The organism is Bacillus methanolicus, from assembly GCF_028888695.1.
GTDB classification, from domain to species: domain Bacteria; phylum Bacillota; class Bacilli; order Bacillales; family Cytobacillaceae; genus Bacillus_Z; species Bacillus_Z methanolicus_B.
Genome location: NZ_PNFF01000002.1, coordinates 971,300 through 993,303 on the forward strand (window position 1 = coordinate 971,300; position 22,004 = coordinate 993,303).

Consider the following 22,004-nt stretch of genomic DNA (forward strand, 5'->3'; position numbering starts at 1 on the left):
CTCAAACACATAACGGAGAAGGTCGATGTTTGTTGATTTTTCATTAACGATATGCCTCTCTCTATCATAGATACTATGGCTTGGGAGACCAAAGTGAATTTGAAATAATAGAATATGAAGTAAATAAATGGTTTTTGTGTGTTCCTAGGCCTTGTGGAAGGACTTCTCACTTTTTATAAGCTTTTAAATAATTTATAATTATCATATAATAGTAGATAATTTAAATAATAAATATTTGTAATACACTATGATATGTTTATATTTTAGACAGAAAAGGTTGGTAAAAATGAGCAGCAGAGAAATTAAATCAGACGTTATTTTAATTGGCGCCGGAATCATGAGTGCGACTTTGGGGACACTCTTGAAAGAGTTAGCACCGGAATGGGAAATCAAAGTGTTTGAGAAGCTCGCAAACGCAGGAGAAGAAAGCTCTAACGAATGGAATAATGCGGGAACGGGGCATGCGGCACTTTGCGAGCTTAACTATACACCTGAAAAACCGGATGGATCTGTAGATATTAGCAAGGCTATAAAAATTAATGAACAGTTTCAGGTTTCAATGCAGTTTTGGTCCTATCTTGTAAACAGCAATCTGATTCGTAAACCGCAGGACTTTATCAGGCCAATACCTCATATGAGTTTAGTGCAAGGGAAAAAAAATGTAGCTTTTTTGAAAAAACGTTTTAAAGCGCTTTCAAATAATCCTCTGTTTCAAGGGATGGAATTTTCCGATGACCCTGAAAAACTGAAGGAATGGATTCCGCTTATCATGGAAGGCCGTACACCGAATGAACCGATAGCGGCAACAAAAATCGACTCTGGAACAGATGTCAACTTCGGTGCTTTAACACGCATGTTGTTTGACCACTTAAAGAGTAAAAACGTCGAGATAAACTACAAGCATAGTGTTAAGGATATTAAACGTACTAGTGACGGCTCGTGGAAAGTGAAAGTGTATGATATCGATAGCGGTAAAATCGAATACCATACTGCAAAATTCGTCTTTATCGGCGGTGGGGGCGGAAGTCTGCCTTTACTTCAAAAAACGGGTATTCCTGAGTCAAAACATATTGGAGGATTCCCGGTAAGCGGACTATTTATGGTATGCAACAATCCGGAAGTTGTAGCGCAGCATCATGCAAAAGTATACGGTAAAGCTAAGGTTGGTGCTCCTCCAATGTCTGTTCCGCATCTTGATACAAGATATATCGATAACAAAAAATCATTGCTGTTTGGACCGTTTGCCGGCTTCTCGCCAAAGTTCTTAAAAACAGGTTCAAATTTTGATTTGATACGTTCCATAAAACCGAATAATATCTTCACTATGTTGGCGGCCGGCGTAAAAGAGATGGCATTGACAAAGTACCTGATCCAGCAAGTTATGTTATCGAATGAAAAGCGCATGGAAGAATTGCGCGAGTTTATTCCGAACGCAAAAAGCGAAGATTGGGATATAGTGGTAGCAGGCCAACGTGTGCAAGTTATCAAAGATACTGAGGCCGGCGGTAAAGGAACACTTCAATTTGGTACGGAAGTTGTTAGTGCCGCTGATGGCTCGATAGCTGCATTGCTCGGCGCTTCTCCGGGTGCTTCTACTTCCGTTCACGTTATGCTTGAGGTTTTAGAAAAATGCTTTCCACAACATATGAAAGATTGGGAACCGAAAATAAAAGAAATGATTCCTTCTTATGGCGTGTCACTAGTGGAAAACCCAGAGCTTTTGCACGAAATTCATGCTTCAACTGCGAAGACGCTTGGTCTAAGCGAAAAAGATCTGGTCTTTAGTTAATACTTTGAATGATATAGGTTCACTAGACTCTTGGTTTGTAAATGTTTATTATAAAGAAAACGAGCCATTTTATATCACCAAGTACGGAAAATATGAAAAAAGTAAAACTAAAAATTTAACAGAAGAGCCAAAAAAGCCAGTATCCAAATAGTCAATGCGAACTAATTGGAAACTGGTTTTTGCTTTATATAACTCTTGTATTTTGCAAATTATCATTTAGAATTTATTGTAAAATAAAAGTAAAAATTCAATTTAGTTAAGTGCTAATGTTTAACAACATGAAGAAAGGGATGGGGGATCATTTGATGGTTCCAAAAATTTTAAATGAAGTACTTATTAAATGGTAACCGTAAAATAGTTCCCACCTATTAACCTAGATGACACTTTGAGATAATCTCCTCAAATCAATATTTGAGGAGGTTTTTTGATGTCAAAAGCAGAATTGCGAAAAGAATGGGAACTTCGGATCGCCGATTTTAGGAATAGTGGACAGACCCAATCCAAATGGTGTGCAGACAATAATGTGAAACTTCATCAATTAAAATATTGGCTTAGAAAAATTGAAAACACGAATCGGATCTCAACACCGTCATCTAAATGGGTTTCAGTCACAATGGATGAACAATATAGCGAATCAAAAAACACCATACAGATTACTATAGGGCAAGCATCCATAGAGGTGAAACCAGGCTTCGACCCATCTTTCCTTGCGGATGTCGTAAGGACGTTGAGGTCGCTATGTTAAACGAAACCATGATCACGAATGTTTATCTCGCTCGAGGGAGCACAGACTTGCGCAAATCCATTGATGGCCTGGCTGCGTTGGTGAAAGAGGGTTTCGATTTAGATCCCTTTTCGCCTAGCTACTTTGTCTTTTGCAATCGCAATCGGGATAAACTGAAAATCCTTCATTGGGAGCACAACGGCTTCTGGCTCTATTATAGACGTTTAGAACAAGGAAAATTTCAATGGCCAACGGAAGAAAGTGATGCACCGCTAAAAATAAGCCGCCGCCAGCTTCGTTGGTTGCTTGATGGGCTTCCGCTTGAACAGCGCCAGGCTCATCCTGAAGTCACCGCAAGGACAGTTATCTAAAAAACATATTCTTTAAAATTTTTTATTTGCACACTCATTTTTAAAAGGAATGAATCATCATTTGTCGAATAGATAAAGTATGAAAAAGACAACGAAAACACTCACCCAACCAACTGAATATTTTCAAAAGCGTTGTGAATCTCTTGAAAAGCAAGTGGCTGAACTTACTGCGAAACTGAAATGGTATGAGGAGCAGTTTCGCCTCAGCCAAAAAAGACGATTTGGCTCTTCAAGTGAAAAAACACATGCCGATCAATTAGAGCTTTCGCTCTTTAATGAAGCAGAGGTAGAAGCAGCCTCCGTTTTAGAGGAGCCTGCTTCTGAAACCATTACCTACCGTCGTCGTAAAAAACGTGGTCAACGTGAATCGATGCTGGAAGACCTGCCTACGGAAACGGTTGAATACCGTCTTTCCGCAGAAGAGCAGGTTTGTTCGTGTTGCGGTGGATCTTTACATGAAATGAGCACGGAAGTGCGTCAAGAAATCAAAGTCATTCCGGCTGAAGTAAAAGTGGTAAAGCATGTCCGTTATGTCTACGCCTGCCGCCGTTGTGAACATGAGGAGATCAATACCCCAATTGTGACAGCGTCTATGCCGGAGCCTGTCTATCCGGGCAGCTTAGCTTCCCCTTCAAGCATGGCGTATGTGATGTGCCAAAAATATGTGGAAGGGCTGCCTCTTTATCGACAAGAAAAGCAGTTTGAACGACTTGGGTTTACTTTATCCCGGCAGACAATGGCGAACTGGATGATCTATGGCGCAGATCAGTGGCTGCGTTTAATTTATGATCGGATGAAGGATCATTTACTCAAACAGGATATTCTCCATGCGGATGAAACCACTTTACAGGTGCTCCATGAACCGGGCCGAAAGGCCACATCCACTTCGTATATGTGGCTTTATCGCACAGGAAGAGAAGGTCCGCCGATTACTCTTTATGATTACCAACAGACACGGGGAAAGGAACATCCTCGCAAGTTTCTGAATGGTTTCAAGGGCTACCTTCATGTGGACGGCTACTCGGGTTATCAAGGGCTTCCTCATGTAACCCTGGTCGGTTGTTGGGCGCATGCAAGGCGCAAGTTTGATGAGGCCTTAAAGGCTCTGCCGGCTTCAAAGCAACCAGCTCCGGTAGCTGCCAAGGAAGGGCTCGATTTTTGTAACCGACTTTTTGCGATAGAGCGTGACTTAAAGGATTCAACCCCTGAAGAACGCTATCAAAGTCGTTTGGAACGCAGCCAGCCAGTGCTGGAGGCTTTTTCAGCATGGCTTAAAACTCAACAACCAAAAGTTCTCCCAAAAAGCGCCCTAGGCCAAGCAATCCAATATTGCCTGAACCAATGGGATAAATTAGTGGGCTTTTTAAAAGATGGCCGTTTAGAAATCGATAATAACCGCAGCGAACGTTCGATCAAGCCATTTGTCATTGGCCGGAAAAATTGGCTGTTTGCCAATACCACCCGAGGCGCTAGGGCCAGTGCGACAATATACAGTTTGATTGAGACAGCTAAAGAGAATAACTTAAATCCATTTACCTATCTCACTTATCTCTTTGAGAAATTACCAAACATGGATACCAAAGATAAAGATGCCTTGGATCAATTAATGCCTTGGTCATCAACCATCCCCTTAGTTTGTCGAGTGTTTAAAAAGAATACCTAAATCATAACGAAATCCCCATCTATTTTTTAGGTGGGGATTATTTGACGCTTACATTAAATGAATTTAAAAGCACTTCACTTTTTTCTCATACCAGCACCCCATCCTGTGTACAGTATTTAGTACGATTTAATTTTTGCTTCTAATTGTCGGAGCGATAATTGATTTAACTCTGGAAAACCTTCTTCTTGCAGGGTAATTGTTTTTCCTTCGTAAACAGGGTAGACTCCTTGCCATCCTCCGACAATGGTATAAAATTCTGTTCCAGGAACAGGTTTTAGAAAGCAAACATATTGACCCTCAGCCATCGGTCCCGGGTAAACTTTATTGATAGGATTTAAAGGATGAGGAAGTGGTTCAATTCCGGTTGATAACACGGTGATGATACGGTCACCGGTTCCCTTTACATATTTGTTGATATGAAAGCTTTGTACAAAATTGACGAGCTGCCCACCCTGTACAGATTTTTCTAACGGTTGTTTCTGATGGGTAGTATCGAACCAACCATAAGCAATGAATGTTGAGCCATTTACTAAATCCTTTATTTTTGCAACATGTTTGATATTTACTACTTGTTTTGGAATGGCATGATTATGAGCCTGAACAGGTAAATGAAAAGCAAATAGCAAACATATACAGATGAAAAACTTAGACCATACTTTCATTCAATCACCTCATAACATATCTTTGTTGACCGTTACTATTGTTTAACATTCTTTCCTTGTTTATGTGACTGTTTAAAAAGGTGAGACTATTAATGTTTACAAATGTAATAAAATTTGATCAGCTATTAATTAAGACCAGAATAAGAAATATATTATCTTAAAATTCCCTTTTTTCTTGTATAAAATGATAATAAGGGAATAATTAGCATGTTGCAAAAGTAAAGGAGTTTAAGAAATGGGAAGAATTTTTTTCGGAAAATTTGGAAAGGATAAGCCGGAGCAGATAGAAGAGAAGTTCTATGCTGCTGGTCCAGAGGGCAATCCTTGGTATGGAGGCATTAAGCCGGGAGATTATGTTTTCCCGATTTTTAATTCGAAGATTAATGCTCTTTGGAAAGTAAAGGGCTATGGTGAGAAGCCAAACAGAATTCACAAGGAAGATAACTGGGTCGTCTTTTTTGATGAAGTACATAAATTTGAAGAACCTGTGAGTGTTCAAAAATTTATTAAATATCCATACTTTGAATATGACATTAATTTACTTAATAAAATATCTAAGGCGACTATAGGGTGTGGTTTTTTCGAGATAAAACTTTCACCCAATTCACCTGATCATCCAACACTCTATCGTTTTCAAAATGAAAGAAAAATATTTATTACTCTAGAAAATACTGCAATAGATACGAAAGAAAATGATATAAATATTATTGTTAACCATGATACACAAATTGTAGGTATAAAAATATATCAAAACGGGGCTTGGAATCCTTATTCTCCTCTTCAAAATTTATACAACGAAAAAAACCCAACAAAATATTCGTTAAATCAGTTATTAAAGTATGCACAAGAAGATATAGCTCCAAATAAAGAAAAATATATTAAAAGTGTCCTATCAGAGCTGGAAGACAAGGGGTATTTTATTGTCGATAACCCTATTCAGCTTTATGACAACATATTAGTTGGCAGAAGAAAAACACCTAGAACTTCATCTATAAACGATGTTAGTAATCCTAGGGAAGAAGAAGATCACCAACATGATGATGCAGAAGTCCATTGGGAAGAATTAGAAGAGTACAAAAAATACGCGGATTTATTGGAATTTAATCCCAACCTAATACTCTATGGTCCACCGGGAACAGGTAAAACTTATGCTACAAAAAAGATCATCGAATGTTTTGAGACGAAACGAAATGGTAAATATGTGAAGTTTGATACTGTACAGAAGGAAGAGCGTGTTAAATTTGTCACTTTCCATCAATCATACTCATATGAAGAATTTATTGAAGGAATTCGTCCTCAACTCAGCAATGAAGACAACACTGATCTTAAATATAAAATTGAAGACGGTATTCTAAAAGAATTTGTAGAGTCTGCATCTACTCAATTGTTAAAAGCAGATATACACTCAGATGACATTCAGTTAATACGTGATTCTTCAAAGATATGGAAAGTGTCATTGGGACAACGAAGCAGTGATGATGTTTATAATGAATGCAAGAAAAAGAAAGTGATCGCTGTCGGTTGGCTCAAAAATCAAGATCTAACAAATTTCTCATATGAAGATATATTTACAAGTTTAAATAAAGAAAGATTAGATGATGAACCTGTGCCGTTTCAAGATGCTAGCAGCTTAGATAATCTCGTGAATCAAATGAGCATTGGGGATATTATTCTTGTCTATGATGGTCCAACAACTATTCGGGATATAGCAATTGTAAAAGGTAATTATAAATACAAAACAAATATGATTTATCCTCACACAAGAGAAGTAGCATGGTTAAAAGAGTTTGAGGAACCAGTAGACATTTTTGAACTTAATGGGCGGAAAATATTAACGTTAAAAACAGTTTATGAACTAACAAGAATATCTATTTCCGATATTCTTAAGCTGGTGCACGTAGAGGAAAAAGAGAAACAGCACGTTTCTTCAAATGATATTAAGCCTTATTATTTAATCATTGATGAAATTAATCGAGGAAATATATCTAAAATTTTTGGAGAATTAATTACATTAATTGAGAAAGATAAGCGAAATAGTGTAAGTGTTACTTTGCCTTATTCTAAAAAGTCTTTCACAATTCCTGAAAACTTATATATTATTGGTACGATGAATACAGCTGATCGTTCAATAGCGATGTTGGATACAGCATTAAGAAGGCGTTTCTCATTTCTTGAGGTTGAACCTGATCCTTCAATTTTTATCAAACCTTATTTAAATATAAGCTCAAGGGTCAATAATTCAATAGAATTAGACAAATTGCTAGATGCTCTGAATAAAAGAATTCAAAAGCATTTAGATAGGGATCATCGAGTTGGGCATGCTTACTTTATGGATATCATCACTTTAGAAGATTTATATAAAACATGGTACTATAAAATTCTTCCTTTGCTTATGGAGTATTTTTATCAAGACTTTGAAACCATCAAAGAAATTATTGGCTCAAAATTTTTGGATGAATATGGGAATGTTAATTACTTAAGTATAAAGCCCAATAATCATCAATATTCTGAGTTTGAACAAGCAATTATGGCCATTTACACGGAGAAGTAAAGATGAAGCCTTCAGAAATGATTACAGTGTTTGAAGATCGAACTAGTTTTGTTAATCTTACTCCGGAGCAAACGAAAGAGCTTCAGTCTTTTGAACGGATTTGGGGTAGCCAAAATTTAATTATACGTTCAGATAACCGAGTCTTGTTAAAGAAATATGTTGGCTTTGTTGCATCTAACAATTTACAAATACAAATTCTTCCTAAAATTTTCCGAGATGGCGAATCAAGAGAAATAGAAGCAGAGAAGGAGCGTTCTATACAATTATTGTTTCGTCTTCTCACTTACTCGAACTATTTAAAGGTAAAAGAAATACCTACTCCAAAGATGGTTTCAAAATATCAAAATGATATTTTGGAAATATTTATAGCGATCTTTATTAAAGAATTTCTTAATCAATTCAAGGTAAATGTTCATCGTCAATACGAGCCAATTGAAGAAAACACACAGTTTATTAAAGGGAAAATCATGTTTCAAAAATCCCTGCTAAGAAATCATGATCTCAATCATTTGCATTATGTAATCTATGAAGAATTTACGGAGGATACCCTTCTAAACCAAATTCTTAAAACTACTATTGAAAAACTTTTACGAATAACAAAAATAGCTGAAAATAAGAAAAGGTTAAAAACAGGACTACTGTATCTACAACATGTCCAGACAATAACATTAAACAAAACAACTTTTGATAAGGTTCGTTTTAATAGATTAAATTACCGATATCTGCCGTTATTTAATTTAGCAAAATTATTTTATTATAATGAACAAGCTGGCATGTCTAATGGGGATGAATATACCTTTACATTTTTAGTTCCTTTAAATGAATTATTTGAATATACGGTTTTCAAAGCTTTAAAAGGTTTAAAAGGGAATTCAGTTCTTTATCATAAGCCTCAAAAATATCTAGATAAAAAGAAAAAAACATTTTTGTTAAAACCAGATATAACGATTTTTAAAGATGGAAAAATCGAAACGATCATTGATGCAAAATATAAAAATCCGATCCATGGCTTAGACGTAAACGTATCACAAGCAGATATTTATCAAATGCTTTCGTATTCACTGGCATATAATTGCAAAAACATTATCTTAGTTTATCCGATGTTCCGCGTTAATAATGGATTGATGAATCCTCTTGGTGAATATGAAGTGGAAACGGAAAATGGGATTGTTAAAATAACAATTATTCATGTTGATATTTGTAGGGATAATTTAGATGAAATAAAAAATGATTTAATGGAATATTTAAAAATATGCTAAATATAGCTCGACCAATAAGTTTAGGTATAAAAGAATGTTTATTGCAAAATAGATATGGGGATTTACAAAATAAAAATCCTGCAGCCCAACGGGGTAATCATTGAGGTGTTGTATGCTATGGCACGCATGAGGGATCTGTGAGAGGCGCATGAGTAATTCATGCGCCTGTTCTTTGTCCAGCGAATGTCCAATAAGTTATACTATTTTCCAACTTCGAGTAATGTTTTATTTCTTTTTGATTTCTTTAATAGCTGTTTGAGCTAATTTAGAAATCGTCATATCATCCATTGGTGGATTGTGAAGGCCTGCTCTTACATCACGATAATATCTTTGCAATGGATTTGACAATTGAAGACTTTTAGCTCCAACTACTCTCATCGCTTTATCGACGATATTGATGGCTGAGTTTGTAACAATATGCTTTGCCGCATTAAGTTCATTTGTAATATATGAACGGCGCGACTCATCATCATAAGCTTCCGCTACACTATATAAAAAGTGTCTCGCTTTCATTAATTCTAAATCAATTTGGCCAATTAAACTTTGCACATTCGGCAATTCACTAATCGTTCCTTTTATGCTATTTGGTGAATATACGGAGGCAAATTTTACGGCATAGTCACGAGCTGCTTGTGCAATCCCTAAGTAGCAAGCCGGAATATGCAAAAGCCAGCCATTCAGATTATTGCTTTTTGATTCTTGATTTGGCTCTACAAAGTTTTCTTCTTCTATTTCAACGTTATCAAGTACAAGGTCATGACTTTCTGTTCCTCTCATGGCAATAACATCCCAAGTTTCTTTAATAGATAAGCCTTTCGCCTCTCTTTCAATTAAGAAAGTTCCAACTGCTTCCTTTTCTTCCACCCATGCAGTTACAAGAAAATGGGTAAGAACCGGCGCCATGGTCGTAAACGTTTTTTGACCTGAAATAATCCATTTATCTCCTTTTTTCACTGCATACGTTCCGGGGCGGCCGCCGCGGGTCGGACTGCCGGTCTGCGCTTCACTAGCTGCTCTGTTCACTAAAGCACCATTCAATATTTTTTTTGCAAAACTGGACAGCTTATGATTTTCCCATAGTTTTTTCTCGAATAATTCACCAACGACACTTTGATGCCAGCCGATGGCCAATCCGGTCGCACCATCAAAACTAGCAATCGTTTCCTGGAAAAGAATCATATCTGTTACACGAAGCCCCTCGCCTCCGTATTCTTTCGGCAGGATACTTTTTGTGTATCCCATATCTACAAGCGTTTGGATATTCTTCTTTGGAAACTTTGATTTTTCATCGCTTTCCTTTGCCTCACTTTTAAACGCTTCTTCATGTTTTAATAGTTTTTCGATCCATTCTCTTTGGATATCAGTTTTAATAAATAAATTTTTCGACACGTTTCACACTTCCTTAAGTAAATTCCGTTCATTATTCATCTTATTAGATTCAAAGACAGACAGTCACAACGATTCAATTAACTAAATATTAAAATAATATTTTATTGTAGCATACACCTTGGAAAAATTATATATCTGTGCCAAGTATCAATAAATCCCATCAAGGGTAAATGTAATAAAATTCCTTACTCCGATTTTTTTCCTCTTACAAAAATTTTACTTGAACAGTTGACTTTCAAATGTCTAAGAATTATTATTAAAAAAATTATTTACATACTTAACCTATAAAAATAGTATGATTTAGATTTAAAAATGAGAAAGGTGGTGCAGCTATTTTCGCTCACGGTAAAACTAAGGCGAAACTATATAAAAATATGAAATTGCTGTAGTGAAAGATGGAGTTAAGAATCTAAAGAAACCAATAAATTTTAAAAATTAAGATTAATAGAGGGGGTTATAAGATTGAGAAATAAAAGGTTTTTGAAAGGGGCAGCAGCAGGTTTAGCATTAGTCTTACTATTAGCAGGATGTGGATCAAGTACATCCTCTGGTTCAACTTCTAATGCAACAGAAGGCAATAATTCAGAAGTTAGGAAAGTAAAAATAGCATATGACCAATCTTCAAAACCTATTTCCTATACAGATGAAAATGGGAAAGCAACCGGATATGATGTAGAAGTTATGAAATTGGTTGATAAATTGCTTCCAGAATACGAATTCGAATTCGTAGGAACAACAAGTGATGACTTATTGTTAGGCGTTGAACAAGGTAAATATCAGGCAGGTGTTAAGAATGCATTCTGGACTGAGGAAAGAACGAAGAAATTTCTCTATCCAAAGGAATTCCTTGGATTGAGCAGTACGGGCCTTGTGTTAAAGAAAAAAAATGAACATATTAAAACTCTGTCCGATTTTGCCTCAGCCGGACTTACCTTAGCGCCAATTGCCGCTAACAATGCTCAATATACAATTATTGAAGAATACAATAAGGCTAACCCGGACAATCAAGTGAAACTGGAAGCCGGGGATCAATTCACAGTTGATGTCGTTCAATGGGTGAATGAAGGACGGGTTGACGGCGGTGTAATGATTGAAGGTCCTTTTAAAAATCAAGTACTTGCAAAGGATGGTCCATACCACCATTTAGCTGATGAGGTTGTTTACAATGAGTTCGCTGTCATCAAAACTTGGCCATTGTTTAATAAAAATGAACAGGAATTGGCAGATGCTTATGATAAAGCTATTAAGCAGCTGAAAGAAGAAAAGAAGACAAATGAATTAAGCGTAAAATACTTTGGCAGAGATCTGTTCGAGGTATTGGATAGAGTAAAAAGATAATAAAAGTAATCAAGAAAGCATGACTTATTTCCCGAAATAAATGAATCATTAAAGTTACAACTTGTCACTTTCTTTATTAAGGTTGCTAAGTGTGAGGTCGCCTTAATAATTAGAAAGTGGCAAGCTTTGTTCCGTTAAGTCTTTGAATTTATTAAATGAAAATTGATTACAATGCGGAAACCGATGATGGAGATGAAACATGGAAAAATATTTCGATGTATCATATATATTCGAGTCAATACCAGAGTTAATACCATTTTTGAAAGTAACATTTATGGTTGCCGGTCTATCCGTTCTGTTTGGAACGTTCCTAGGTTTCATCTTAGCAGTCATGAAATTAGGAAAAAGTAAGATTGCTCAAAAAATCGCCTATGGTTATACGACAATAATAAGATGTACACCATCTATTGTTCTGCTCTTTCTAACTTATTATGGCATTCCGGCAATTGCAATAAATTTCGGTATAAATTTGAACAACATTCATACAGCTGTATTTGTCGTTATAACTTTTTCACTACAATTTGCTGCGGCAATGTCTGAAGTAATCAGAACAGCGTATGAATCGATAGACAGAGGGCAGTTTGAAGCTGCAGTATGTGTAGGGTTAAGTAATACACAAGCCTACAGAAGAATCATTTTACCGCAGGCTTTTGTAGTAGCATTGCCAAACTTCGGTAATAGTTTGCTAGAGCTGCTTAAAGAAGGGTCCTTAGCATATACAATCGGATTGATCGATGTGATGGGAAAAGCCGAGTTGATTATCAGTAGTAACTATAATGCTCATGCATTAGAAATCTATCTTGGGTTATCTATTATTTACTGGGTGCTTTCAATAATCATTGAACAGATTTTCCTGAAATTAGAAAAAATATTCAGTAAAGGTAAACAAGTAATAAAAACGACATAAGGTAGTGATAAAGTGTCGCAAGGAATCGATTATCAATTTTTAGTGGAGACATTTTTTGTAGCATTATCAGGGGTGCCTACAGCGCTGATCATTACAGTTGTAGCATTACTGGTTGCGTTGCCATTAGGTTTTTTATTTGCACTGACTCGAATAAATAAAATTCCAATTTTAGATCAATTTGCACGAGTATATGTTTCTTTTGTAAGAGGAACTCCGGTTATTGTTCAAATTTTTATTATCTATAACAGTGTTCCACTATTGTTAACTACGATTTTTGAAAAGTATAACATCGAAACGAGTATTTACGAAGTCAATCCAATTTGGTACGCATTCATTGTTTTCTCCTTAAATACGACAGCTATTCTTACAGAAGTATTTCGTTCCGCAATAAGCACAGTCAGCAAAGGACAACTGGAAGCCGCCCAATCAGTTGGACTAACAAATGTACAGGCATTTAGAAGGATTATCATTCCTCAAACATTGGTTGTAGCCCTTCCAAATATTTGTACAGCCACTGTCAATCTTATTAAAGCTACATCTTTAGGTTATGCAATGTCATTGAAAGAAATTACTTTAAGAGCAAAAGTGGCAGCCAATGAAGGCTACAATTATCTGGAAGCTTATATCGATATATTCCTTGTATATTTGATTATATGTAGTTTAGTGGAATATTTATTCAAGCTGTATGAAAAACGCTTGAGAAAGTATAGAGTAGCCAATGCTTAAGATTGAAGCAGGAGATGGATCACATGTTAGAGATTAAAAATGTACATAAATCATTTGGAAAGAATATAGTTTTAAAAGGAGTGGACTTAAAAATAGATAGAGGGGATGTTGTCGTCATCCTTGGACCAAGCGGATCAGGTAAGACAACATTACTTAGATGCATTAATTTTCTTGAAAAAGCAGATCAAGGTCAAGCAATTTTTGGAGATATTCATGTTGATCTTCATCGAGCAACAAGAAAACAAATTCATACAATAAGAAAAAAGACTGCTTTTGTATTTCAAAATTATAACCTGTTTAATAATAAAACAGCACTAGAAAATGTAACAGAGGGGCTTATTATTGGAAGAAAGGTTCCAAAAGAAGAAGCGATTGAAATTGGGAAAAAAGCATTGGATAAAGTAGGGCTGTCAGAAAAATACAATGCTTATCCCAGTGAATTATCAGGTGGACAACAACAAAGGGTAGGCATTGCAAGAGCAGTTGCTTTAAATCCGGACATTATTCTATTTGATGAACCAACTTCTGCACTGGATCCGGAATTAGTCGGTGAAGTTTTAGCAGTTATGAAGAAAATTGCAAAAGAAGGAACGACCATGTTGGTTGTTACTCATGAAATGTCTTTTGCGCAAAACGTAGCAACCAGAGTGATCTTTATGGATGGCGGAGTTATAGTAGAAGAAGCACCACCTAAAGAATTTTTTACCCGGCCAAAAGAAGAAAGAACAAAACAGTTCTTAAAGCGGGTAATAACAGAGGATTTTACTTATTATATTTGAGGCTTGCAAAAAATTTGGCTTGCAGAATCTTGTAAATCAATAACATTATTTAGAAATATTTGTCTAACCAAGGAAATCAAGAGAGACAAACTTCCAATTTTCGAGGCATGTTGAGTACGTTGCGCAGATAGTCTTAAAAAAAAGCAGGAACCAATTAAGGAATCCTGCTTTTTTTATTATGGGGGTAAAAATTGGTAATGAATTTAGGGAGATCCATTTTTGCCTAATTCAACAAATCCATCTTTTTGCAGAAAGAGAAGGCCAAATTGTTGAATGGCTATTTGACAAAGCAACAAGTGTTTCATAGCAATGTTTGAAAACAAAAAAGAATGCAAGAGTTCAGATCAAACTTACTGCAATATGCGAGAACCTTTTTCTTACTGATATCTCTCCAGCGTTGAGAAAAAGTCTTGTACAAATCGATAAAACACTTTAACGGATGGTGCGAGTTCGTAATGATCGGAAATAATGACACCGACGTTTCGTTTGACATGCGGCATTTCGATTGGCACCTTTACTGCGAAGCGGAGCACCGTCTCATAAAGGGCGCTTTCCGGAAGAAGAGTGACGCCAATCCCTGCGGAGACGAGCCCTTTGATTGCATCTAAATCTTCGCCTTCCGATGAGATGATCGGTGAAAATCCTGCTTGTCGGCAGGCATCAAGCACCATTTGATGCAAAATGTACCCTTGAGGAAATGTCACAAACGGTTCGTTGCGCAGCTCGTTTAGTACTAAGCTGTTTCGCTTGGCGAGCGGATGATTGTTTGGAAGAAGAGCGGCAAACGATTCGGAAAATAAAATCTCCCCTTTAATTCCCGGTTCTCCCTTCGGAACCGGCCCGAGAAAAGCCAAATCGACTTCTCTATTTTTCACCGCTTCGATTAAGAATTTGTAAGATCCTTGGCGCAAATGAAACGAAACATTCGGATGTTTTTCTTTAAAAGCGGAGATGACCATTGGCATCGTATGGCTTGCCAGACTAGTTGGAAATCCGATTTTGATTATTCCGCGTTCCGGATCTAAATATTCTTCGATTTGTTGTTTTGCGAATTCAATTGCTTTTAGCGCTGTTTCAACATGAGGCAAAAAGTGCCGGCCGACAGGGGTGAGTTTCACATTTCGTCCTTCCCGTTCAAATAGCTGTACTCCAAGTTCGGCTTCTAAATTGCCAATCTGTCTGCTTATGGCGGATTGTGCGACGTGAAGAGCTTCAGCCGCTTCGGAAACGTGTTCCCGTTTGGCCACCTCTAAAAAATATTGAAGTTGTCTTAGTTCCATTTTCCTTCCCTCTCTGCTATTTATATCAAAATGAGATTAATTTAATCTAAATTATATATTGTTTATATTATTTTTGAAAACTAAAATAATACTTACATTGTAAATGGAACGGGAGGGAAAGAAGATGAAACAATACGGAATACCGAAAGTACAAGGGCTTTATCGTCCTGAATTTGAACATGATGCGTGTGGTATCGGCTTTTATGCTCATTTAAAAGGAAAGCCGTCACACGATATTATTAAAAAAGGCCTTCATATGCTTCGCCAGCTTGAACATCGCGGCGGGCAAGGAAGCGATCCGGAAACAGGCGATGGTGCAGGTATTATGGTACAAATTCCGCACGAATATTTCCAAGCGGCATGTGGAGACATGAACCTTCCGCCAAAAGGACGTTATGGCATCGGCATGGTCTTTTTGCCTGAAGATGAGGAGAAAAGAGCGTATTACGAAATAGAAATCAATAAAATCATCGAAAAAGAAGGGCAGAGGTTATTAGGCTGGCGTACGGTGCCTGTAAATGTCGAAAAAATCGGAAAATTAGCAAAACAAAGTAAACCGTTCATCCGTCAAGTGTTTATCGCAGCTAGCGACGACATTCAAAAGGAGCTTGCATTTGAACGAAAATTGTATGTCATTCGCAAACAAGCGGAAAAGCTTTTTCAAAATAATGAATGTTATTTTGCCAGCCTCTCAAGCCGGACGATTGTATATAAAGGATTGGTTACACCTGAACAAGTAGATGAATATTACATCGATTTGCAGGACGAACGGTTTCAATCAGCATTTGCTCTCGTTCATTCACGCTTTAGTACGAACACATTCCCTAGCTGGGAAAGAGCGCATCCAAACCGCTATTTAATTCATAACGGCGAAATCAACACATTAAGAGGAAACGTCAATTGGATGATGGCGCGGGAAAAGCAATTCGTATCCGAACTTTTCGGTGAGGATTTGGAAAAAATTACACCAATTTTAGATATGAACGGCAGCGACTCATCCATTTTAGATAATGCGTTTGAATTTTTTGTACTCGCAGGGAGAAAATTGGCCCATGCGGCGATGATGCTCATTCCGGAACCATGGTTTTGGGACAACGACATGGACGATGACAAAAAGGCGTTTTACGAATACCATAGCTGCTTAATGGAACCATGGGACGGCCCAACGGCGATTTCGTTTACGGATGGAAAGCAAATCGGTGCAATTTTAGACCGCAACGGTTTAAGGCCGGCGCGTTATTATGTGACAAAAGATGACTATATTATTTTTTCATCTGAAGTTGGTGTCATCGATGTTGAACCAAGCAACGTGCTATATAAAGACCGGTTAAGCCCAGGGAAAATGCTTTTAGTCGATCTAGAACAAGGCCGGATTATTTCTGATCAGGAAATTAAAGAAGAAATTTCCAAAGAAAAACCATACCGTAAATGGTTGAACGAACAAATGATTACGTTAAATGATCTGGATATTCCGGAAGATACGGAGCCGGTCAAAAACCTTGTCACATTGCAAAAAGCGTTTGGCTATACGTATGAAGATGTAGAAAAAACGATCATTCCGATGGTCAATGAAGGAAAAGACCCAACAGGTTCGATGGGAATGGATGCATCGCTTGCGGTGTTGTCAGACCGTCCGCAAAGCTTGTTTAACTATTTTAAACAGCTATTTGCCCAAGTCACCAACCCGCCGATTGATGCAATTCGCGAATATATTGTGACATCGACGATGACGCTTCTCGGCAAGGAAGGAAATATTCTTCATCCTGATGCATCGGCCGCCCGCCGCATTCGCTTGGATACACCGATTCTTTCAAACGAAGAACTTGCGGCGCTAAAGTCGAACCCGTATCCTGAGTTTAAATGTGCGACAATTCCGACATTATTTACCGGCGATTTGAAAAAAGCGCTCGACGAACTTTTTGAAAAAGCGGAAAAGGCGATGGAAAACGGCGCGGTGCTTCTTGTCTTGTCTGACCGGGGCGTCGACGAACAACATGTCGCGATTCCGACTTTGCTTGCCACAAGCGCGCTTCATCAATATCTGGTTCGTCAAGGAACACGCACGAACGTAAGCATGATTGTCGAATGCAGCGAAGCGAGGGAAGTTCATCATTTTGCCGCTTTAATTGGATACGGTGCGGATGCGGTCAATCCGTATTTAGCGCTTGAAACGATTCGAAACACCGTGGAAAACGGAATTATTTCGCTTTCCTATCATGAAGCGGTTAACAAATATAAAAAGGCGGTTACCGATGGCGTTGTCAAAGTCATGTCGAAAATGGGAATTTCGACGGTGCAAAGCTATCGCGGTGCGCAAATTTTTGAAGCGGTCGGCATCAGTGAAGAAGTGATTGAACAATATTTCACAGGTACGGCGTCGCAAATCGGCGGCATCGGGTTGGACGAAATTGCCAAAGAAGCAAAAATGCGCCATGCAGCTGCTTTCCAAACGTCATACAAAGACGATGTATTAGATCCGGGAAGTGAACTGCAATGGAGACGGAACGGAGAACATCACGCATTCAATCCAAAAACAATTCATATGCTTCAATGGGCGTGCCGGAAAAATGATTATAAGCTTTTTAAAGAATATTCAAAATTAGCAAATGAAGAACAAATGGCCTTTTTGCGAAATGTGTTTGAATTTGATGAAACAAGAACCTCGGTTCCGATTGAGGAAGTTGAGCCGGTTGAATCGATTGTACGCCGCTTTAAAACAGGAGCGATGTCCTTCGGTTCGTTAAGCAAAGAAGCGCATGAATCGCTTGCCATCGCAATGAACCGCATCGGCGGAAAAAGCAACAGCGGTGAGGGTGGAGAAGATCCGAGCCGTTACATGCCGGATGAAAACGGAGATCTGAAGAGAAGCGCGATCAAGCAAATCGCTTCCGGCCGCTTTGGTGTAAAAAGCCATTATTTAGTAAACGCGGATGAATTGCAAATCAAAATGGCGCAAGGGGCAAAACCCGGCGAAGGCGGACAGCTTCCTGCCAACAAAGTGTATCCGTGGGTTGGAAAAGTACGTGGATCGACGCCTGGTGTAGAATTGATTTCTCCTCCTCCGCATCATGATATTTATTCGATTGAAGACTTGGCACAGCTTATTTTTGATTTGAAAAACGCCAATAGAGATGCGCGGATTAGCGTGAAACTTGTTTCGAAAACAGGTGTCGGTACGATTGCGGCGGGAGTTGCGAAAGGAAGTGCGGACGTAATTGTCATAAGCGGATATGACGGCGGTACAGGAGCGTCGCCAAAAACGAGCATTAAGCATGCCGGGCTTCCGTGGGAGTTAGGTCTTGCGGAAACGCACCAAACATTAATGTTAAATGGTTTGCGCGACCGCGTTGTGCTTGAAACAGACGGTAAATTAATGACTGGCCGCGATGTCGTGATGGCCGCATTGTTTGGCGCCGAAGAATTCGGTTTTGCGACAGCCCCGCTTGTCGTTTTAGGCTGTGTGATGATGCGCGCATGCCATCTAGATACATGTCCGGTTGGCGTTGCGACGCAAAATCCAGAGCTTCGCCAAAAGTTTATGGGAAAACCGGAACACGTGATCAACTTTATGTATTTCATAGCCCAAGAAATGCGTGAAATTATGGCACAGCTCGGTTTCCGCACGGTGGATGAAATGGTCGGAAGAGTCGACGTCTTAAAAGTAAGCGAGCGTGCGAAAAAACATTGGAAAGCGAAGCATTTGGATATGTCTCGTTTACTTTATCAAGTAGACGGTCCTCGGACATTTGCTCGTCCACAGCAGCATAAAATCGAACAAACTCTTGATTTCAACAAAATTTTGCCGGCAGTCGAGCCTGCGCTTGAGCGAAAAGAAAAAGTCGAGCTGCACCTACCTATTCGTAATGTAGATCGCAATGCCGGAACGATTACGGGAAGCGAAATTTCGAAACGCTATGGGGAAGAAGGGCTGCCGGAAGACACAATTCGCCTTCATTTCACAGGATCTGCCGGACAAAGCTTTGCTGCTTTCATTCCAAAAGGAATGACGATGACGCTTGTTGGCGATGCAAATGATTATATTGGAAAAGGGTTATCCGGCGGAAAAGTGATCGTCCATCCGCCAGAAGAGGCATCGTTTGCTTCTGCGGATAACGTCATTATCGGCAACGTCGCTTTCTATGGAGCAACGAGCGGAGAAGCGTACATTCGCGGACGCGCCGGCGAACGGTTCTGCGTTCGAAACAGCGGCGTGAACGCTGTCGTTGAAGGCGTCGGCGATCACGGCTGTGAGTATATGACAGGAGGGCGTGTCGTGATCCTTGGATCCGTCGGGAAAAACTTTGCGGCGGGAATGTCCGGAGGAATCGCTTATGTGTTGGCCGATGATGAAAACGAATGGCAAAAAACAGCGAATAAAGAATTAGTGTTGTTCGAGCGTCTCGAAGATGAAGAAGATGTTATCGAAGTACATCAAATGATTACGAAACATTATCAATATACCGGAAGCAGAAAAGCATCTCATATTCTAGCAAATTGGGAAAAGTATGAAGATAAATTTGTGAAAGTTATTCCAAGAAACTACAAATTGATGATCGAAACCATTAAAGCGATGGAACAATCCGGGCTTTCTCAAGATGAGGCGATGATGGCTGCATTCGAAGCAGTAGCAAAACGAAAAAAAGCTGCGGTAAACGAACCAATCGCATTACAAGCGGTCGCTAAATAAAATGATCGTTATCTCGTTCATCTTTTCATGAAGAGGAGGGTGAAACACAAATGGGAAAAATAACAGGATTTATGGAATATACTCGCGAAGAAGAAACGAAACGTGGCCCTCTTTCTCGCCTGGAGGATTGGAAAGAATATAGCTTTGCGTTTTCCGATGAAACGCTCGCAAGACAAGGTGCCCGCTGCATGGACTGCGGGACCCCGTTTTGCCATATGGGACTGGAATTGAACGGCTTAACATCTGGTTGTCCGATTCATAATTTAATCCCTGAATGGAACGATTTAGTGTACCGAGGCAGATGGAAGGAAGCTCTTGAGCGGCTGTTGAAAACAAACAACTTCCCGGAATTCACCGGAAGGGTTTGCCCTGCGCCTTGTGAAGGTTCCTGTACGGTAGCGATTTCCGACCCGGCAGTCGCTATCAAAGGAATCGAGCGGGCGATTATTGATAAAGGATTTGCTGAGGGATGGATTCAGCCGCGAATTCCGCAAAAACGAACAGGAAAAAAAGTGGCGATTGTCGGTTCCGGGCCTGCCGGTCTTGCTTGCGCCGACCAGCTCAATCAAGTTGGCCATTCGGTAACAGTGTACGAGCGGTCCGACCGAGTCGGCGGATTATTAATGTATGGCATTCCAAATATGAAACTCGAAAAAGAAATTGTCGAGCGGAGAGTTCGACTTTTAGAACAAGAAGGGATTACGTTCGTAACAAATACGGAAGTCGGAAAAGATATCACAGCCGAAGAGCTGCGTTCCCAATATGACGCCGTCGTATTATGCATCGGCGCGCAAAAACAACGCGACCTCACGATTGAAGGAAGAGAGCTTGAAGGCGTTCATTTTGCGATGGATTATTTAACAGGTGCGACGAAAAGCTTGTTTGACTCAAATTTTGAAGATGGCAACTTCATCGATGCGAAAGATAAGCATGTCATTGTAATCGGCGGCGGTGATACGGGTGCTGACAGTGTTGCCGTTGCATTGCGTCAAAAATGCAAAAGCGTTGTGCAGTTTGGCAAGCACCCGGCATTGCCGAAAGAACGGTCGGATAATAATCCGTGGCCGCAATATCCGCTTGTATTTTCACTTGATTACGCGTATGAAGAATCAAAAGCGAAATTCGGCACTGACCCGCGGGAATATTGCATTCAGACGAAAAAAATTGTCGGCGATGAACATGGTCGGGTCAAAGAACTTCATACAATTCAAATGGAAAAAATAATCGATGAAAATGGCAATGCAATATTTAAAGAAATTCCTGGCACCGAAAAAGTTTGGCCATGTGATTTAGTATTTATCGCCATCGGCTTTGAAGGTCCGGATCAGCCTATTTTGCAGCAATTCGGCGTCGAAACCGTCAACAAAAAGGTAAAAGCGCCGTACGGCAAATACACAACAAACGTCGAAGGAGTATTTGCAGCCGGAGACGCCCGCAGAGGCCAAAGCTTAATCGTTTGGGCGATTCACGAAGGCCGGGAAGCGGCGAGAGAAGTGGACCGATTCATGATGGGTGCGACCAATTTGCCGTAATGTGAGAAATTCCTCTTGAAAACTCTTTGTTTTCAAGAGGAATTTTTTATGTGAAAAAAGAATGATAAATAAAAAGCAGCCGGCTAAACGAACTGTTTTCTAATCAAGGTTCCTATTTTGGTGTGAAGGCGTTTCATGGTTGGATACCGGTTCTCTGCCAAGTTTAGGCTTCCAATTTTTCAATTTATTTTTCAAGTAATCCTTTAAGAAGTCCCGTTTCTTTTTTCGCCTTTTATCACGATTTTTTATGGAAAGTCACCACCCTTTCGTTACTGAACAGAGCTATTTTTCCTTTATTATAACCTCTACATTCTTAATTATCGAATTGATGCTCTAAATATATGCTA

General features: G+C 39.0%; 15 protein-coding genes. 12 read left to right on the plus strand and 3 right to left on the minus strand.

Translation table 11 applies throughout. The features are described from left to right. The first annotated feature begins 286 nt into the window (after positions 1 to 286). The 4 genes from C0966_RS16500 to tnpC all read left to right on the plus strand — a co-directional run bounded on the left by C0966_RS16500 (position 287) and on the right by tnpC (position 4,547). Entirely contained in the window at positions 287 to 1,789 is a 1,503-nt protein-coding gene (locus tag C0966_RS16500) for a malate:quinone oxidoreductase (protein ID WP_274856744.1), read from the plus strand. Between the two features lie 427 nt (positions 1,790 to 2,216). Continuing rightward, positions 2,217 to 2,534 carry an IS66 family insertion sequence element accessory protein TnpA gene (gene tnpA, locus C0966_RS16505; RefSeq protein ID WP_274854035.1) on the plus strand — a complete coding sequence of 106 codons (318 nt, stop codon included), beginning with the start codon at positions 2,217 to 2,219 and terminating at the stop codon, positions 2,532 to 2,534. Continuing rightward, complete coding sequence (gene tnpB, locus C0966_RS16510; RefSeq protein ID WP_274854034.1) at positions 2,528 to 2,884, plus strand: IS66 family insertion sequence element accessory protein TnpB; 357 nt, start codon at positions 2,528 to 2,530, stop codon at positions 2,882 to 2,884. The genes tnpA and tnpB overlap by 7 nt, the downstream gene beginning before the upstream one ends. Before the next feature lie 79 nt (positions 2,885 to 2,963). Beyond that, positions 2,964 to 4,547, plus strand: coding sequence for an IS66 family transposase (gene tnpC, locus C0966_RS16515; protein WP_274854033.1), 1,584 nt, complete (start codon positions 2,964 to 2,966; stop codon positions 4,545 to 4,547). Between the two features lie 116 nt (positions 4,548 to 4,663). Here the strand turns inward: tnpC and C0966_RS16520 are convergent, their stop codons facing one another. After that, entirely contained in the window at positions 4,664 to 5,209 is a 546-nt protein-coding gene (locus C0966_RS16520; protein ID WP_274856745.1) for a hypothetical protein, read from the minus strand. A 235-nt stretch (positions 5,210 to 5,444) separates the two neighbouring features. Between C0966_RS16520 and C0966_RS16525 the strand changes: the two genes are divergently transcribed. After that, positions 5,445 to 7,760, plus strand: coding sequence for an AAA family ATPase (locus C0966_RS16525; RefSeq protein ID WP_274856746.1), 2,316 nt, complete (start codon positions 5,445 to 5,447; stop codon positions 7,758 to 7,760). 2 nt (positions 7,761 to 7,762) lie between these two features. Further along, positions 7,763 to 9,019, plus strand: coding sequence for an McrC family protein (locus C0966_RS16530; RefSeq protein ID WP_274856747.1), 1,257 nt, complete (start codon positions 7,763 to 7,765; stop codon positions 9,017 to 9,019). A 225-nt stretch (positions 9,020 to 9,244) separates the two neighbouring features. On the opposite strand, the gene C0966_RS16535 is transcribed toward C0966_RS16530, so the two are convergent. Beyond that, complete coding sequence (locus tag C0966_RS16535) at positions 9,245 to 10,408, minus strand: acyl-CoA dehydrogenase family protein (RefSeq protein WP_274856748.1); 1,164 nt, start codon at positions 10,406 to 10,408, stop codon at positions 9,245 to 9,247. A gap of 462 nt (positions 10,409 to 10,870) precedes the next feature. Here C0966_RS16535 and C0966_RS16540 point away from each other — a divergent pair, with 462 nt between their 5' ends. The 4 genes from C0966_RS16540 to C0966_RS16555 all read left to right on the plus strand — a co-directional run bounded on the left by C0966_RS16540 (position 10,871) and on the right by C0966_RS16555 (position 14,158). Further along, the gene (locus C0966_RS16540; protein WP_274856749.1) at positions 10,871 to 11,746 is read left to right on the plus strand and encodes a transporter substrate-binding domain-containing protein; all 876 of its coding nucleotides are present in this window, start codon (positions 10,871 to 10,873) and stop codon (positions 11,744 to 11,746) included. A gap of 199 nt (positions 11,747 to 11,945) precedes the next feature. Further along, the gene (locus C0966_RS16545; protein WP_274856750.1) at positions 11,946 to 12,653 is read left to right on the plus strand and encodes an amino acid ABC transporter permease; all 708 of its coding nucleotides are present in this window, start codon (positions 11,946 to 11,948) and stop codon (positions 12,651 to 12,653) included. 12 nt (positions 12,654 to 12,665) lie between these two features. Beyond that, positions 12,666 to 13,379 (plus strand): amino acid ABC transporter permease, encoded by a 714-nt coding sequence (locus C0966_RS16550; protein ID WP_274856751.1) that lies wholly within the window; start codon positions 12,666 to 12,668, stop codon positions 13,377 to 13,379. Positions 13,380 to 13,402: 23 nt separating this feature from the next. After that, positions 13,403 to 14,158, plus strand: a complete 756-nt coding sequence (locus C0966_RS16555) for an amino acid ABC transporter ATP-binding protein (RefSeq protein ID WP_274856752.1) — start codon at positions 13,403 to 13,405, stop codon at positions 14,156 to 14,158. A gap of 377 nt (positions 14,159 to 14,535) precedes the next feature. Here C0966_RS16555 and C0966_RS16560 read toward each other — a convergent pair whose 3' ends face one another. Further along, positions 14,536 to 15,438 carry a LysR family transcriptional regulator gene (locus C0966_RS16560; protein WP_274856753.1) on the minus strand — a complete coding sequence of 301 codons (903 nt, stop codon included), beginning with the start codon at positions 15,436 to 15,438 and terminating at the stop codon, positions 14,536 to 14,538. Between the two features lie 124 nt (positions 15,439 to 15,562). Between C0966_RS16560 and gltB the strand changes: the two genes are divergently transcribed. After that, positions 15,563 to 20,125 (plus strand): glutamate synthase large subunit, encoded by a 4,563-nt coding sequence (gene gltB / locus C0966_RS16565; RefSeq protein ID WP_274856754.1) that lies wholly within the window; start codon positions 15,563 to 15,565, stop codon positions 20,123 to 20,125. A 50-nt stretch (positions 20,126 to 20,175) separates the two neighbouring features. Next, a complete protein-coding gene (locus tag C0966_RS16570; RefSeq protein WP_274856755.1) occupies positions 20,176 to 21,657 on the plus strand; it encodes a glutamate synthase subunit beta in 1,482 nt (493 codons plus the stop codon). Positions 21,658 to 22,004: the final 347 nt, after the last annotated feature.